At 69.1% G+C, this 14,323-nt stretch carries 14 protein-coding genes and 1 pseudogene; 10 read left to right on the forward strand and 5 right to left on the reverse strand.

What is annotated here, in order from left to right; translation table 11 throughout:
• The 3 genes from ABZ848_RS41575 to ABZ848_RS41585 form a co-directional block, all read left to right on the forward strand.
• Window positions 1-1,038 (forward strand): carboxyl transferase domain-containing protein (locus tag ABZ848_RS41575; RefSeq protein WP_360840506.1); only part of this gene is annotated, 1,038 nt, incomplete at its 5' end.
• A gap of 11 nt (window positions 1,039-1,049) precedes the next feature.
• Window positions 1,050-1,304, forward strand: a complete 255-nt coding sequence (locus ABZ848_RS41580) for an acyl-CoA carboxylase epsilon subunit (protein ID WP_360840507.1) — start codon at window positions 1,050-1,052, stop codon at window positions 1,302-1,304.
• Between the two features lie 77 nt (window positions 1,305-1,381).
• On the forward strand, window positions 1,382-1,966 hold the full coding sequence (locus ABZ848_RS41585) for an NAD(P)H-dependent oxidoreductase (protein WP_360840509.1): 585 nt from the start codon (window positions 1,382-1,384) through the stop codon (window positions 1,964-1,966).
• Between the two features lie 17 nt (window positions 1,967-1,983).
• On the opposite strand, the gene soxR is transcribed toward ABZ848_RS41585, so the two are convergent.
• A complete protein-coding gene (soxR, locus tag ABZ848_RS41590) occupies window positions 1,984-2,490 on the reverse strand; it encodes a redox-sensitive transcriptional activator SoxR (protein ID WP_360840510.1) in 507 nt (168 codons plus the stop codon).
• A complete protein-coding gene (locus tag ABZ848_RS41595; RefSeq protein WP_360840512.1) occupies window positions 2,487-2,918 on the reverse strand; it encodes a MarR family transcriptional regulator in 432 nt (143 codons plus the stop codon). The genes soxR and ABZ848_RS41595 overlap by 4 nt, the downstream gene beginning before the upstream one ends.
• 198 nt (window positions 2,919-3,116) lie before the next feature.
• Between ABZ848_RS41595 and ABZ848_RS41600 the strand changes: the two genes are divergently transcribed.
• From ABZ848_RS41600 to ABZ848_RS41620, 5 genes are all read left to right on the forward strand, one after another.
• Window positions 3,117-4,613 (forward strand): MFS transporter, encoded by a 1,497-nt coding sequence (locus ABZ848_RS41600; protein WP_360840514.1) that lies wholly within the window; start codon window positions 3,117-3,119, stop codon window positions 4,611-4,613.
• A 145-nt stretch (window positions 4,614-4,758) separates the two neighbouring features.
• Window positions 4,759-4,899 carry a hypothetical protein gene (locus tag ABZ848_RS41605; RefSeq protein ID WP_360840515.1) on the forward strand — a complete coding sequence of 47 codons (141 nt, stop codon included), beginning with the start codon at window positions 4,759-4,761 and terminating at the stop codon, window positions 4,897-4,899.
• A gap of 36 nt (window positions 4,900-4,935) precedes the next feature.
• Complete coding sequence (locus tag ABZ848_RS41610; RefSeq protein ID WP_360840517.1) at window positions 4,936-5,829, forward strand: alpha/beta hydrolase family protein; 894 nt, start codon at window positions 4,936-4,938, stop codon at window positions 5,827-5,829.
• A complete protein-coding gene (locus ABZ848_RS41615) occupies window positions 5,826-7,178 on the forward strand; it encodes an MFS transporter (RefSeq protein ID WP_360840518.1) in 1,353 nt (450 codons plus the stop codon). Before ABZ848_RS41610 ends, ABZ848_RS41615 begins: the two co-directional genes overlap by 4 nt.
• A 193-nt stretch (window positions 7,179-7,371) precedes the next feature.
• A complete protein-coding gene (locus tag ABZ848_RS41620) occupies window positions 7,372-7,563 on the forward strand; it encodes a hypothetical protein (protein WP_360840520.1) in 192 nt (63 codons plus the stop codon).
• Window positions 7,564-7,825: 262 nt separating this feature from the next.
• Here the strand turns inward: ABZ848_RS41620 and ABZ848_RS41625 are convergent, their stop codons facing one another.
• Together ABZ848_RS41625 and ABZ848_RS41630 are read right to left on the reverse strand one after the other, a co-directional pair.
• Complete coding sequence (locus ABZ848_RS41625) at window positions 7,826-9,364, reverse strand: CYTH and CHAD domain-containing protein (protein ID WP_360840522.1); 1,539 nt, start codon at window positions 9,362-9,364, stop codon at window positions 7,826-7,828.
• Window positions 9,365-9,485: 121 nt separating this feature from the next.
• Window positions 9,486-9,707 carry a hypothetical protein gene (locus ABZ848_RS41630; protein WP_360840524.1) on the reverse strand — a complete coding sequence of 74 codons (222 nt, stop codon included), beginning with the start codon at window positions 9,705-9,707 and terminating at the stop codon, window positions 9,486-9,488.
• On the opposite strand from ABZ848_RS41630, the pseudogene ABZ848_RS41635 reads away from it, so the two are divergent.
• Window positions 9,708-9,923 (forward strand): annotated as a pseudogene (locus tag ABZ848_RS41635) (ASCH domain-containing protein); the annotation flags it as partial.
• A 783-nt stretch (window positions 9,924-10,706) separates the two neighbouring features.
• Here the strand turns inward: ABZ848_RS41635 and ABZ848_RS41640 are convergent.
• Window positions 10,707-11,252: a hypothetical protein gene (locus ABZ848_RS41640; RefSeq protein WP_360840525.1), complete on the reverse strand. Its 546-nt coding sequence runs from the start codon at window positions 11,250-11,252 to the stop codon at window positions 10,707-10,709.
• 317 nt (window positions 11,253-11,569) lie between these two features.
• On the opposite strand from ABZ848_RS41640, the gene ABZ848_RS41645 reads away from it, so the two are divergent.
• Window positions 11,570-14,284 carry an AAA family ATPase gene (locus ABZ848_RS41645; RefSeq protein ID WP_360840527.1) on the forward strand — a complete coding sequence of 905 codons (2,715 nt, stop codon included), beginning with the start codon at window positions 11,570-11,572 and terminating at the stop codon, window positions 14,282-14,284.
• The last annotated feature ends 39 nt before the right edge of the window (window positions 14,285-14,323 follow it).

Raw genomic sequence — 14,323 nt, forward strand, 5'->3', positions numbered from 1 at the left:
GGCGCGGCCTACAGCCCCGCCCTCACGGACTTCGTGTTCATGGTCCGCGAGACCTCGCAGATGTTCATCACCGGCCCGGACGTGGTCAAGGCCGTCACCGGCGAGGAGATCACCCAGAACGGCCTGGGCGGCGCCGACGTGCACGCCGCTGTCTCAGGAGTGGCGCACTTCTCGTACGACGACGAACGCAGCTGTCTGGACGACGTGCGCTTCCTGCTCTCCCTGCTGCCCTCCAACAACCGTGAACTGCCCCCGTCGGTCCCCTCCGAGGACCCCCACGACCGGCCCGGCGACGTGCTCCTCGACCTGGTCCCCGACGATCCCGGGCGGGTCTACGACATGCGCGCGGTCGTCGAGGAGATCGTCGACAACGGCGACTTCTTCGAGATCCACTCCGCCTGGGCGGGCAACGCACTCTGCGTCCTGGCCCGGCTCGGAGGCGAGGTCGTCGGTGTCGTCGCCAACCAGCCGGCCGCCACCGCGGGTGTCCTGGACATCCAGGCCAGCGAGAAGGCGGCCCGGTTCGTGCAGTTCTGCGACGCCTTCAACATCCCGCTGGTCACCCTGATCGACGTACCCGGCTTCCTGCCCGGTATCGACCAGGAGCACAACGGCATCATCCGTCACGGCGCCAAGCTGCTGTACGCCTACTGCAACGCCACCGTGCCCCGGGTTTCCGTCGTGATCCGCAAGGCCTACGGCGGGGCGTACATCGTGATGGACTCCCGTTCCATCGGAACCGACCTGGCCTTCGCCTGGCCGGGCAACGAGATCGCGGTGATGGGGGCGGAGGGCGCCGCGAACGTCATCTTCCGGCGGGAGATCAACGGCGCGGACGACCCGGACGCGGTACGGCGGCAGAAGATCGAGGAGTACCGCGCCCAGCTCATGCATCCGTACTACGCCGCCGAGCGCGGCCTGGTCGACGACGTCATCGACCCTCGTCGGACCCGCGAGATCCTCATCAGCTCCCTCTCCATGCTGCGGGACAAGCACGCTCACCTGCCCTCCCGCAAACATGGCAACCCACCCCTGTGACGGAGACCTCCATGACCTCCCTGCCCGACACCGCTGTCCCGACGATCCAGGTCCGCCGCGGCCAGGCCATTCCCGAGGAACTCGCCGCGCTGGTCGCGGTGCTGGTTGCCCGTGCCGGAGCGGCCGAACCCGCCCGGCCGCCCCGGCACCGCGTGCCCAACTGGCAGCGCCTGGAACGGGCCCTGCGCCACAGCGGCGCCCGCGGCTGGGGCCGCGAGCGCGGGGCGGGGCGGCCGCACTCCGCGAGCTCACCCGGCCGGGCTTGACTTCAACCTTGGTTCAACTTCGAGACTCGGCTGAGAGCCCTCCGCTCACCTCTGCACACAGGTACTCGAGGAGACTTATGTCCGCCACACCCCTGCGCCTCGCCGTGATCAACAGCAGTGTCCGGGAAGGCCGGTTCGGTCCGACAGTGGCCCGCTGGTTCGTCACGCAGACCGAGCAGCGCGCGGACCTGGACGTCGACCTGATCGACCTCGCCGACCACACTCTGCCGCACGAGCTGTCGCACTCCCCCGGCGAGGAAGTGGCCGCTCAACTCTCGGAGGTCTCGCCGCGCCTGGCGCGAGCCGAGGCGTTTGTCGTGGTGACACCGGAGTACAACCACAGCTTCCCGGCCTCGCTGAAGAGCCTCATCGACTGGCACCGCACGGAGTGGCAGGCCAAGCCGGTCGGCTTCGTCTCGTACGGCGGCCTGGCCGGGGGTCTTCGCTCGGTCGAGCAACTGCGCCTCGTCTTCGCCGAGTTGCACGCGGTGACCGTGCGGGACTGCGTGAGCTTCCACAACGTGTGGGGTCAGTTCGACGGGTCGGGCGCCCTCACGGAGCCCGCGGCTGCGAGCGCAGCGGCGAAGACTCTCCTCGATCAGCTCGTCTGGTGGGGCGTGTCGCTCCGGGAGGCCGTGGAGAAGCGCCCGTACGGCAACTGATCCAGATCAGGACCGGCCTATGAGGCGTCCCGGACGGCGGGCGACTCGTAGGCCGTATCCGTCGGCAGGGCCGCCAGGCCGCAGGCACCCGAGCCGGTCTCCCCGAGGACGTCGCACGGGTTGACCAGCGCGCAGCCGTCGAGCGAGAGACACCCGCAGCCGATGCAGTCGGTGAGCTTGTCCCGTAACTTCAGCAGCAGTTCGATACGCAGGGTCAGTTCGCCGTGCCAGCGGCTGGAGACCCGGGCCCAGTCCTCCTGGGTGGGAGTGCGCCCCAGCGGCAGCAGGCTCAGTGCGTCCCGGATGTCGGCGAGCCGGATACCGAGCCGTTGGGAAGCCCGGACGAAGGCGATCCGGCGGAGCGTGTCTCTGGCGTAACGGCGCTGGTTGCCGCCGGTGCGGCGGCTGTGGATCAGCCCTTCACGTTCGTAGAACCGGACCGTGGAGGCGGGCACCCCACTGCGCCGCGCCAGCTCTCCGACCGTCAGTTCGCCGCGCCGAGGATCCACGGCCGTCCGGTTCACTGGCTGCCCTGCGCGAGGCGGACCAGGACCTTGTGGAACTCCTCGCGCTCGGCCTGGGTGAACGCCGCGAACATGACCTCGTTGGCCTGTTCCACCGCCCGGTCCATCTCCTCGTAGAGCTTCCGGCCCCGCGCGGTGTGCTTGACGATGTTCCGGCGCCGGTTGGCCGGATCGGGTTTACGGGTGACGGCGCCGCGGTCCTCCAGGTCACCCAGGAGCACGACCAGGTTTCCGGCGTCCAGTCCCAGTGCCCGGCCCAGCTCGGCCTGGGTGGACTCGCCGAGCTCGGCCAGACCCGCCATCACGCGGTAGTGCTGCATCCGCAGGCCGGTCGTGTCGAGGTAGTCACAGAGCAGTCGCTGGGCCCGCAGGGCGGCGCCGGACAACAGCCACACGTCCAGTTCGGCCAAGCGTCCATACACGGTCATGGCAGGAAGTCTACGGGACAGTGTTGCACCGACCAACGGTCAGCCCGTATTGTTATGCGGGCCAACATTGGTTGGCACAATAAATGTCGTCAGCCTGCCTTGTGACCAACGAAATCCCCCGCGGGCGAGGCAGGTTGACGGCGCATGTGACAAGCCCACGACTGTTGCACGTCCTGCCGCCCAGAAGTGAGAAACTCCATGGCTGAAGCTCGAACCGCCGCACCCCCAGCCGATGCCGTCGACCCGGACCCTCGGCGCTGGCAGGCCCTGGTCTACATCGCCGTCGCACAGCTGATGGTCTCGGTGGACTCGACCATCGTGAACATCGCCCTCCCCTCCGCCCAGCGGGCGCTCGACATCTCCGACAGCAACCGGCAGTGGGTCGTCACCGCCTACATGCTCGCCTTCGGCGGGCTGCTGCTGCTCGGGGGCCGGATCAGCGACACCATCGGCCGCAAGCGGGCCTTCCTCATCGGCGTGATCGGTTTCGGACTGGCCTCCGCGCTCGGCGGGGTGGCGGTGAACGCCGGCATGCTGCTGGCCGCCCGCGCCCTGCAGGGTGCCTTCGGCGCACTCCTGGCACCGGCGGGCCTGTCGTTGCTGGCGGTCACGTTCACCCAGCCGGGCGAACGCGCCAAGGCCTTCGGTGTGTTCAGCGCGATCGCAGGCAGCGGTTCCGCTGTCGGCCTGATCCTCGGCGGCGTGCTGACCGAGTACCTCAACTGGCGCTGGTCGCTGTTCGTCAACGTTGGGTTCGCGGTTGTCGTGGCCGCCGGTGCCCTCTCCGTCGTCCGGGACACGGACCGCGAGCCGAACCGGGAGAAGCTCGACATCGCCGGCGCGCTGCTGTCCGTCGCGGGAGTCGTGGCCCTCGTGTACGGCTTCACCCTCGCCGACACGGAGGGCTGGACGGCGACGCCCACGCTGGCCCTTTTCGTGGCCTGCGTCGTTCTGCTGACGCTCTTCGTCGTGGTGGAGAAGCGGAGCGAGACCCCGCTGCTGCCCCTGCGGATCGTGACCGAGCGCAACCGGGCCGGCGTGTTCGCCTCCCAGGCGCTCGCCGTGATCACGATGTTCGGCCTGCTGCTGTTCCTGACGTACTACTTCCAGGAGGTCCGCGGCTACAGCCCCCTCATGTCGGGCGTGGCGTTCCTTCCGATGGTCGCCGGCATGCTCATCGGGGCGGGGCAGTTCGCCAGTCGCATGATGCCGAAGATGGCACCGCGGTGGATCATGAGCCCCGGTTTCCTTGTCGCCGCTCTCGGCATGCTGCTGCTGACCCAGCTGGACGTGGACTCCTCCTACCCGCTGCTGGTCCTGCCCGGTCAGCTGCTCTTCGGTATCGGCCTCGGCCTCGCCTTCACTCCGGCGATGAGTCTGGCCACCCACGGGGTGGACGACAACGAGACCGGTGTCGCCTCGGCGATGATCAACGCCTCTCAGCAGCTGGGCGGCTCGATCGGAACTGCCCTGCTCAACACCATCGCGGCCAGCAGCACCGCCGCTTGGCTGGCCTCCCACGCCGGCGGCGCCGACCTGCAGAACAAGGCGGCGGTCCACGGCTACGCCGTCGCCGTGTGGTGGACCGTCGGCATTCTGCTGCTCGCCGGTCTGGTGATCCTTTTCACCAGCAACTTGCCGAAGCCGGAGCAGGGCGAGGACTCGGCCGAGGGCGCTCCCGCCGTGCACATGTAGTCACCCAGGTCGTCCACAAGCAAGAGCCAATCTCACGACCACGCCCACCTCGCGACCGCCGACGCCTCCAACGCGTCGGCGGTCGCCGTCGTCGTGCCACAGGAATGCACGGCTTTCCGGTTTCCGCCGTAGGACAGGAGATCTCATGGACCACGAGCAAGATTCATCGGACACCAGCACAGTGGACGAGGTCACCGCCCGCCCGCCCACGAAGGCTTCCCCCGCTTCGATGGACGCCGAGGACGAGTCGGCCCTCGAACCGCACATCGTCAGGGGCCTCGACTGATCCGATCTCGCCTGACAGCCAAGGGAGTCCGTCGTCATGCCCCTGCCCCCCAGCCTCGTCGCCGTGCCGCCGCGCGGTGACCTCACCCCGGTCCGCGAGATCACGTTGGACGGGAAGGGCATCACCCTCTCCGGACTGCTCGCCGAGCCAGCGGCCCCGCCCCGCGCCCTGCTGCTCGCCCTGCACGGCGGCGGGATGCGAGCCGGATACTTCCACGGCCGAGCCGACCCGGCCACCTCGCTCCTGACTCTGGCCGCCTCGTGCGGGTACACGGCCCTCGCCCTCGACCGCCCGGGCTACGGCCGCTCTGCCGCGCAACTGCCCCACGGCATGAGCATGTTGGAGCAGGCGGACCAATTGCGCGAGGCGGTACGCGCCTATGGGCCGGCTCATCCCAACGGTGCCGGCGTCTTCCTCGTCGGGCACTCACTGGGCGGCAGGGTCGCACTGCACATGGCGTCCGGCTGGACGGACAGCGGGCTGCTGGGGGTGGACGTCTCAGGCATCGGCGACCGGTGGGCCGTCGCCGCACGGCAACTGAACGGCCAGCAGCGGCGATCCTCGCACCGGATGCACTGGGGACCGCTGGCCCTCTATCCGCCCGGCACCTTCCGGCTGGCCGAATCGCTGATCGCGCCGCTTCCGGAGCGAGAGGCCCGTGAGATCCCCGACTGGCCGAGGGTGTACCCGGAGGTGGCCAGGGACGTCCGGGTGCCGGTGCGCTTCACCTTCGCCGAACACGAACAGTGGTGGCGCAGCGATCCGCACACCGTTCGGGCCATGCTGAACCGGCTGGGATCACCGTTGTCCCGCAGCGAGCGCCTCGCGGACGCGGGCCACAACATCAGCCTCGGCCGCACGGCCCGCTCCTACCATCTGCGGATGCTCGCCTTCCTGGAGGAGTGCCTGACGCTGACCGAGACGCCATGAGGGGCGGAGGGCTCCTGGGCGACATGGCCGCCTCGCTGCGAGTCCGCAACTTCCGGTACTTCGCGCTGGGGCAGCTCGCCTCGGTGACGGGTACCTGGATGATGGTCACCGCCCAGGACTGGCTCGTACTGCGCATGACGGACGACTCCGCGCCATGGCTCAGCGCGGTCACGGCGGCCCAGTTCACTCCGGTCCTGCTGCTGACCCTGGCGGCCGGCGGGCTGGCCGATCGGCTGGACCGCAGACGGCTGCTGATCATTGCGAATCTTGCGAACGGACTGCTCGCGTTGGCTCTGGGTATCGACGTGGCAGCTGATCAGGTGGAGCTGTGGCACGTCATCGTCTGCGCTGTCGGTGCCGGTGCCGTCAACGCCGTCGAGATCCCGGCGAGGATGTCGTTCATCAGCGAACTGGTGGACCCGGATCTGGTGCCGAACGCCTCAGCCCTGAGTGCCGCGTACTTCAATGTCGCCCGCGTGCTCGGACCGGCTACGGCGGGCCTGCTCGTCGGTTCCGTCGGAGTCAGCGGTGTCATGCTGCTCAACGCGGCAAGCTACTTGGCCACGATGGCCGGGCTGTTGCGTGTGCGTCCCTCCGAGCTGCGCCGAGCACGAGGGCGCCCGGAACGCGGTGGAGTGGCGGAGGGACTGCGGTACGTGGCCGCCCGCCGAGATCTGGCCCTGCCGCTGTGCCTGACGGCTGTCGTCGCCCTGGTCGGGTTCAACTTCCAGGTGACTCTCCCGTTGCTGGCCCGCACCGTGTTCCATACCAACGCCTCCTCCTTCGGACTGCTGACCGCCGGCATGTCGGTCGGCTCGCTGCTGGCCGCGCTGGCCACCACTCTGCGCCGCGGGCGGCCGAACGAGCGGACGGTACTCGTCACCGCGGCGGCCTTCGCCGTTCTGGTGATCGTGTCCGGACTGGCGCCCGACTTCACCACGGCGCTGCTCTGCCTCGGCCTCACCGGCTGCGCCATGGTGGCCTTCGCACAGTCTGCCAACCACCGCATCCAACTCGGCTCGGATCCGGCCTATCGCGGCCGTGTCATGGCCCTCTACACCTTCCTCGTACAAGGAACGACGCCCTTCGGAGCACTACTGACCGGCTGGCTCGCCGACCGGGCCGGCGCCCGCAGCGCCCTCACCGTCTGCGGGACGATCTGCCTGACCGCGGTACTGGCCGCGTGGGCCGGCACCAGTGCGCGAACACTGAAGAGAACTCCCGGCCCTGCAAGGCGAGAATCGCGGCGAATCCCATCGGGCGCCGAAACCTTCGAGCACGGCGGAGATGGGACGGTCGATCACTCCGAAGGCGGTGCCGCTTGGGGTCGGACCGACAGGGCTTCGTAGTGGAGCTGATCGTTTGCAGGTGCATCCACGCTCATCGGACCCGCCATCCGGCCCACCCGGCACCAGTGCACATCCAGTGCACATTTTCGCGGGAACTTCCGGGAGGCCCCAGGTAGATGCTGTGCGCATTCCAGACCCACAACCAACACGTATGCGCAGAAAAGCCCTGGTCAGAGTCACGAGAGTAAACAGCTTGTGCCGTACCGCGCGTAACGAGGAAGAGGAGTTCGGGCGCTTCGTCGCCGCCCACGACGACCCGCACGTCACCCTCGCGGCCGCGGCGGGAGGCGTGCGCGGAAAGGTGGGTCAACACCGGTCTGGACCAGCCCAGGCCGAGTATCTCGACTATCGAGCCGGTTACCTCCAGGCTTCCGCCATCCGGTAGGCAGCCTCGGCCAGTTCAGCATGCCGGTGAACATTGCCGACGAGGTCATTCTCGGCAGCACCCAGAAACGCAGCCCGTCATCGTGCAGCGGCAGCAGGCCGACAGTCGTGGACGGTCGACGTGAGGTGATGCGAGGTCCGGAAACAGCTCCCGCAGCTGCGCCATCCGGTAAGGCATCTAAACGTCCCTCGGCGACTTCTACACGTCGCCGTCCGAGGAGCGGACACGGCGTTGGCTCGGGCCCACCCCCGCAGGGCGGTCGTCAGCGGGTGAGCGCCTTGCGCAGCCGAGACCTGGACGCATCGGCCCACAAGGAGGGCAGCTCCCGTTCGCGGTCCGCGGCCACCGCCTGCTCCCTGCCGTACAACAGGCCCCAGGTGAAACCGGGTTCGCCGACCGTGTGCGCCGCCAGAGCCAGATCCCGCAGGGCGTCCCGGGCCACGACGCTGTCCTGATGGTCCCCGAGCACCTTCTGTACGGCTTTCACGCGCTTGCCCAGCCGCTTCGCGGGCTTGCCGAGCGAGGCACGCGCCGGTTCGGTGGCGTAGCGCGTCTTCTTGGCCGACTTGCGGGCCTCGTGCAGCGCCGTGTCCCGTTCGGTCCCGGGAGAGAGCTCCAGCGCGTGTGCCATCCGCTCGGTCAGCTGGTCGTACTCCTTGAGGATCCCTTTGACGATCACCTTCTTCGGGTTGCGTGCGGCCTTGCGGCGCAACGGCGGCCGCTCGGTGAGTGCGGCCAGCGAGTCCAGAAGGCTCAGATAGCGGGGTGAGCGCAGTGCTTCGAGGGTGCGTCGACGCGCCTCGGCCGTATTGGTGACGTTCCACGCCTTCAGCCTGGCGACGACGGGCCCGAGGACCAGTTCGGGGGGTTCGGCCGCGATGCGCGTGCCGAGCCGTTCCATCAGGACCTCCTGGTCGCGTTCCGCGCCCAGTTCGCCGCCCAGCCACTTGAGGTCGTCCCGGATTGGATCGGTGGCTTCCCGGGCCAGCACCGACCTGTAGGAACGCAGGGTGCTGCGCAGTCGGCGACAGGCGACGCGCATCTTGTGCACCGAGTCAGGGCGGTCGCGGCGTACCGCGGGATCGAGGTCCACCAGGGCGCGCACCTGCTTGTCCAGATACCTGAGGACGTCGTCGCCGGCCGAGCCCGGTACGACGTCCTGCGCCCGCGCGTCCGGCAAGCGCGGCGCACCCAGTCCTGTCACGTCCAGTGCCCGGGCCAGCTTCGACGGGTTGCCCGCGCGGTCGACGCCGTTGTTGTGCAGCGTCTTGTCCACCTGGTCCAGCAGGCCGGGATCGGTGTCCTCGGCGAGCTCGACCTCCATCTCGGTCCAGGCGGCCAGGGTGCTGGTACCCCGCAGGGACTCGGCGCGGACCCGGTCGAGGGTCAGTTCGGCGCGTACGGCGCTGTCGGAATCGACGAGGTGCCACGTCCTGCGGGTGGAGCGGATACGCACAGCCGGCGTCAGCTCCGCTCCGCGGGAACGGGAAAGTACCAGGTCACGCAGAGTGTCCGGAACCGTGTCGGACAGCGGGGCCTGTACCTCCTCCCGGCTGTCCCCGGACAGCGGCAGCTTCAGGTGCCAGCCCGCATCGGCCCCACCGGTCCGCCGCCGAAGGGTGGCCGACGCGCCGGCCAGACACAGGCGGTCGGTGTCGTAGTACACCGCGTCCAGTTCATCGATGCCCCGTTCCACCACCGCCGCGATGCCGTCCACACCGGTGAGCTCCGGGAACCACGAGGTGTCGTCGGCCGACGGAGCATCGTATTTTCGCTCTGTCTCACGCTTGGATCGGGTCATGCTCTTCGCGTACACGCCTCAGGAAAGCCCAAACACACCGGATGCCGCATCCCGGACACTCGTGTGGCCAGGGCGTCCGTCGACGGGTTCCGGCACGATCTGAGGGAGCGGTCGCGGAGAGTCACTGGAGCAGGATCATCTTGCGGACTCGTTCGAATCCGGCTCGGCCATAGAGCCGCCTCCTGATCTTTTTCCCGCGTGTCACGGCATCCTCCGCGCCCCCGGAACTCCATTGCAGGGTCAGTTCGGCGATCACAGCTTCGAGGTCGGAAGTCAGCCCACAGGCGAAGTCGGCGTTCCCAGGCCGCTGCGCGGCGCGGGCGGTGTTAATCCAGTTCGGCACGTGCGTGCCGGTGCACCGGGCGAGTATCTGTGCCGAGTCCCGTACGACCTCGTCGCCGCGGGCGCCAAGACCATCGCGGTGTGGGTGAAGGACCCGCACCTCGCCGATCTCACTGCAGGAGACGTCATCCGTTTCCGGGCCAAGGGCACGGATACCTGCGAGGTGAGGGTCAAGCGGGTCACCGAGTATCCCGACTTCGAGACTCTGCTCGACGGCTAGCGGCCGACCACGATCGACCCCAGACCCTCGGGGTCCTGGCCATCCACATGAAGCTCGCCCCCTGACCCACATACGAGGAGCATGAGGCAAACCGTCAGTGGGGGGCAGAGGCAAAACAGCCATCCAAAGCACGGTAGTCGACGCATTCCCACCACCAGCAGGACGACGGCCGGCGCCACGGCCACCAGTGGAGGGATGCCCTCTCACTGACGCCGCATCGGCAAAGCGATCCGTCTATCGCAATACACCGGCGAGAACGTGCGAAGTAACGACCCCCGAGATCACCGTGTACTTCCTGCGGCCAGCCCTGCCCCGGCGGCGCGAGGGCCGTTCCGCACGACGGACAGCCCAACTAGCCTGCCAGCAGCCGGCGTTCCACGCCCACGACTACGGTGCCGACAACCATGACTCCGTATCTCCACCTCGTGCCCACCGCGTCATCGTGCACGAAGCAAGATCAGAATGCTCACCAAGATCGACACTCATGTCCACGGTGAGTGTCGCCAACCCCCGCCTTCGTCCCCATACAGAGAGTCGTCCAAGAGGCCGGCGAGGCCGCCCAGGACGCTTCCGAGGTCGAGGGCGCGCAGACTCGTCCGTATCTCCAGGTGCTCAGTCGGCTCGCGCGCCGGACTCCACGGGAAGCAAGCCGCAGCGGGGGTTCGAGCAACTGCCGAGAGTGCCGTGTGACCAGAGGAACTGCCTGCGGAAGAACGACGTGAGCCGTGCCGTCCTGCAAACCTGGTCGTCCGTTGCGGCAACCCGACGGTGTGAGGGCGTTCAGCGAAGCAGCCGGGAGCGTGCTGCTTGTCGTCGGGTCTGTGCCATTGCGTCGTGGACGTGTCCTGGCGGCAGCGCAGCCGCCAGTCGTGCCAGTTCCTCGAAGATTGACATGTATGAGCCGCCGCCGGTCTCGCCGCGCAACTCCCGCTCACGTTCCACGAACGGCCGCACGGCCTGCCAGACCGAGACGATCCGGGTACGCAGCACCGTGACCATCAGGGTCTCGTCGAGCAGTTCGAACACGGCGAGGTTCGCAAAGGACTGGTAGTAGTACACGACGTTGTAGAAGGCCGCCTTGGCTTCAGCGGGCAAACCCCGTACTCCGCCTTCTGGGTCGTGCTCTGCGCCCAGGCGCGTGCAGAGGTAGTCGTGCTGCTCGTGGAAGTCCACCGAGCGGAACTCCTGGAGCAGATCGACCATGACGGATATGTGGTTGGCGTGCTGCGCGATGCGAGCCTGTCGGGCGCTGAAGACGACGGAGGTCACCACTGCGACAACGGCGATGCCCGTGGTGACGACATTGAAGATGACGGAACTGTCCATGCGGTCACCGTATGGAGCGCTCCCCGTGGCGCATACAGGGCGTGGCACGTGTTTGCGCGGGCCGTCGGTCGCGAAGAGCTTCCTGGCCGAGCACGTCGGTCGGCGGAAGGCCTGTACTTGCCGTGACGTTGTTCAGCGGGCTCTGGCACAGACCTCGGACAGCGGTCGCACGGCGTCACAGCAGTGTTCGATTGCCGTGAGTCGCTCTTGGAAGCAAGGCTGTCGCGGCCCTGGCTGTCGTTCAGATCGTCGAAGGCGGCACAGTACCCTGACCTTCGAACAGAGCGGGTCCGGCGACCCGGTCTGATGGGGGGAACGTGGAGCTCATCGGTCGGGATGATCAGCTGGATCTGTTGCGCCGACTGCTGGCCGAGCCGCACCGTCACGGAGCCGCGGTGCTCGTCCAGGGTGCCCCCGGCATCGGGAAGACGGCACTGCTCGCCCAGACCGCCGCCCTCGCCGCGCAACTCGGTTACCAGGTGCTGCGTACCAGCGGTGTCGAAGCCGAGAGCGACATCCCCTACGCCGGTCTGCAGCTCATCCTGCGTCCCCTTGCCACAGGAGCCGCCGAGCTCGCCGCATCGCACCGGCAGGCACTGCAGACCGCTCTTGGACACGCCGAGGCCGGTGTCCCCGACGTCTTCCTGGTCGGTCTGGCGGTGCTCAACCTCCTGGCCGACGCCTCCGCGGCCGCACCGGTGCTCGTCCTGGTCGACGACGTCCAGTGGCTCGACGACGCCACCGCCAGTGTCCTCGCCTTCGTGGCGCGAAGGATCGGCACGGAGCCGGTGGTCCTGGTGGGAGCCGCCCGCGACGGCTACCGGTCACGTCTCAACTCCGACGAACTCACCTCCGTACCCCTGAGCCCGCTCACCGACACCCAGGCCACGCAGCTCCTGGCCGACCATGCGCCGAAGCTGCGGCCGACCGCGCATCGCCGGCTGCTGGCCGAGGCGGCCGGGAATCCCCTGGCGCTGACCGAGCTCTCCCGCACCCTCGGCGCGTCGGCCGATCCCCACCTCTCCCAACTGCCGCTCACCGAGCGCCTCGAACGGGCCTTCACCGACCGTCTGGAAAGCCTCCCCGACATCACCCGCAGTCTGCTGCGGATCGCCGCCCTCAACGACAGCCCGTCGCTCACCGAGATCTACCGCGCGACCCGGCAGCTCACCGGCAGGTCAGCAGGAACCGCGGAACTCGACCCCGCCGTACGCTCCCGGCTCGTCCACGCCGTGGGCGCGGAGCTGCGCTTCGGGCATCCGCTGATGCGGTCGGCGATCCACCAGACCATGCCCGCCGACCTCCGCCATGCCGCGCACGCCGCACTCGCCGCCGTACTCGACGAACAACCGGACCGGCAGCTGCGGCACCGGGCCGCCGCGGCCGACGACCCGGACGAGAGCGTCGCCGTGGCGTTAGAGGATGCCGCTCACCGGGCCGCACGCCGTGGCGGCATCGCCGCGGCCGTCACCACCCTCGAACAGGCGGCCGCGCTCAGCGAGGACACCGAGCGCCGGGCGGAACGGCTGTTGCGCGCCGCCGACTTCGCCGTCGAACTCGGCCGGCCCGAGACGGTGACCCGCCTGCTGGACCAGGCCCTGACCGGCCCCCTCTCGCGGCGGCAGCACGCCACGGTCGTCTGGCTGCGCGGCAGCTTCGACGAAGGGCTGCACAGCCACGCCTCGGGCGCCAACTCGCTGACAGCCCTCGCCGAGGAGATGCTGGTGGAGGACCGTGCGCTGGCGCTGCGGATTCTGTGGAGCGCAGCGCAGTTGTGCTTCTGGTCCGATCCAGGCCCGGAGGGGCGCCGTACGGTCCTGCAGGCCGCGGAGCGACTGGGGCTCGACGAACTCGACCCGTGGCGGCTGGCCATCTGCGCCTACGCCGCCCCGGTCGAGCGCGGCACCTTCGTCCTGGAGCGGGCCCGGCACGTCGCCCTGAAGGAGGGCGACGACGGCCGTGCCTACCGCATGCTCAGCACCGCATCCCTCCTCGTCGGCGGTTTCGATCTGGCGCGGGCCTTCTCGGCGGCCGGCGGGGCGCCGCTGCGCGCCCAGGGACGCCTGGGGCTACTGGCCCGGACGGTGGGTGCGGACGCGTGGAGCGCTCTCGTGGTCGGCGATCTCGGCGCGGCGATCGCCGCGACCGAGGAGTCACGACGGCTGGCGCGCGAAACCAGCCAGACGATGATGTACGCGTTGATGACCGCCACAGCGGCCAAGCTGGCCGCGCTGCGCGGTGAGGTGGATTCCGCCCTGGAGCTGGCCGAGGAGGCGGAGGAGATCGGGCTGCCGGCCGGGGCACGTCCCGTGCTGGCCACCGCGACGATGGCGCGCGGACTGGCCGCGCTCGGCGCGGGGCGGTTCGAGGAGGCCTTGGGACATTTCCGCCGGCTGCACGATCCGGCGGACCCCGCCTACCAGGTCGCCCTGCGGCTCACGGTCGTGGGCGACCTCGTCGACGCGGCCACGCACTGCGGGCGGCTGGACGCCGTGCTGGCGATCGTGACGGAACTGGAGGAGGTCGCCACCGTGACCTCCGCGCCGGTCCTGCACGCCGAACTGCGCCTGGTCCGGGCACTGCTGGCCGCCGACGAGGACGCCGACCCCCTCTTCGGGGCCGCGTTGAGTGCCGACCTCGGCGCCTGGCCCCTGATCAGAGCCCGTACCCATCTGGCCTACGGCGAATGGCTGCGGCGCAGACGGCGCAGTGTCGAGTCCCGCGACCATCTCCGGGCCGCCCGGGACATGTTCGACGCACTCGGCGCGATCCCCTGGGGTGAGAGGGCTCGCCGCGAACTGCGGGCCTCGGGCGAGACCAGCCGCCGCCGGGCCCCGGACGCCCGGGACCAACTGACCGCCCACGAACTGCAGATCGTCCAGCTCGCCGCCGACGGTCTGACCAACCGCGAGATAGGCCAGCGGCTCTACCTGTCGCACCGGACCGTCAGCTCACATCTCCACCGGATCTTCCCCAAACTGGGCGTGGTCTCGCGCGCCGAGCTGCGAACGGTGGTCAGCGCACTGCGCTGACCACCGTCACATGACGCTCGATACCGCCCGCACGGCGCT

It is taken from the genome of Streptomyces sp. NPDC047081, assembly GCF_040643775.1.
GTDB lineage: Bacteria > Actinomycetota > Actinomycetes > Streptomycetales > Streptomycetaceae > Streptomyces.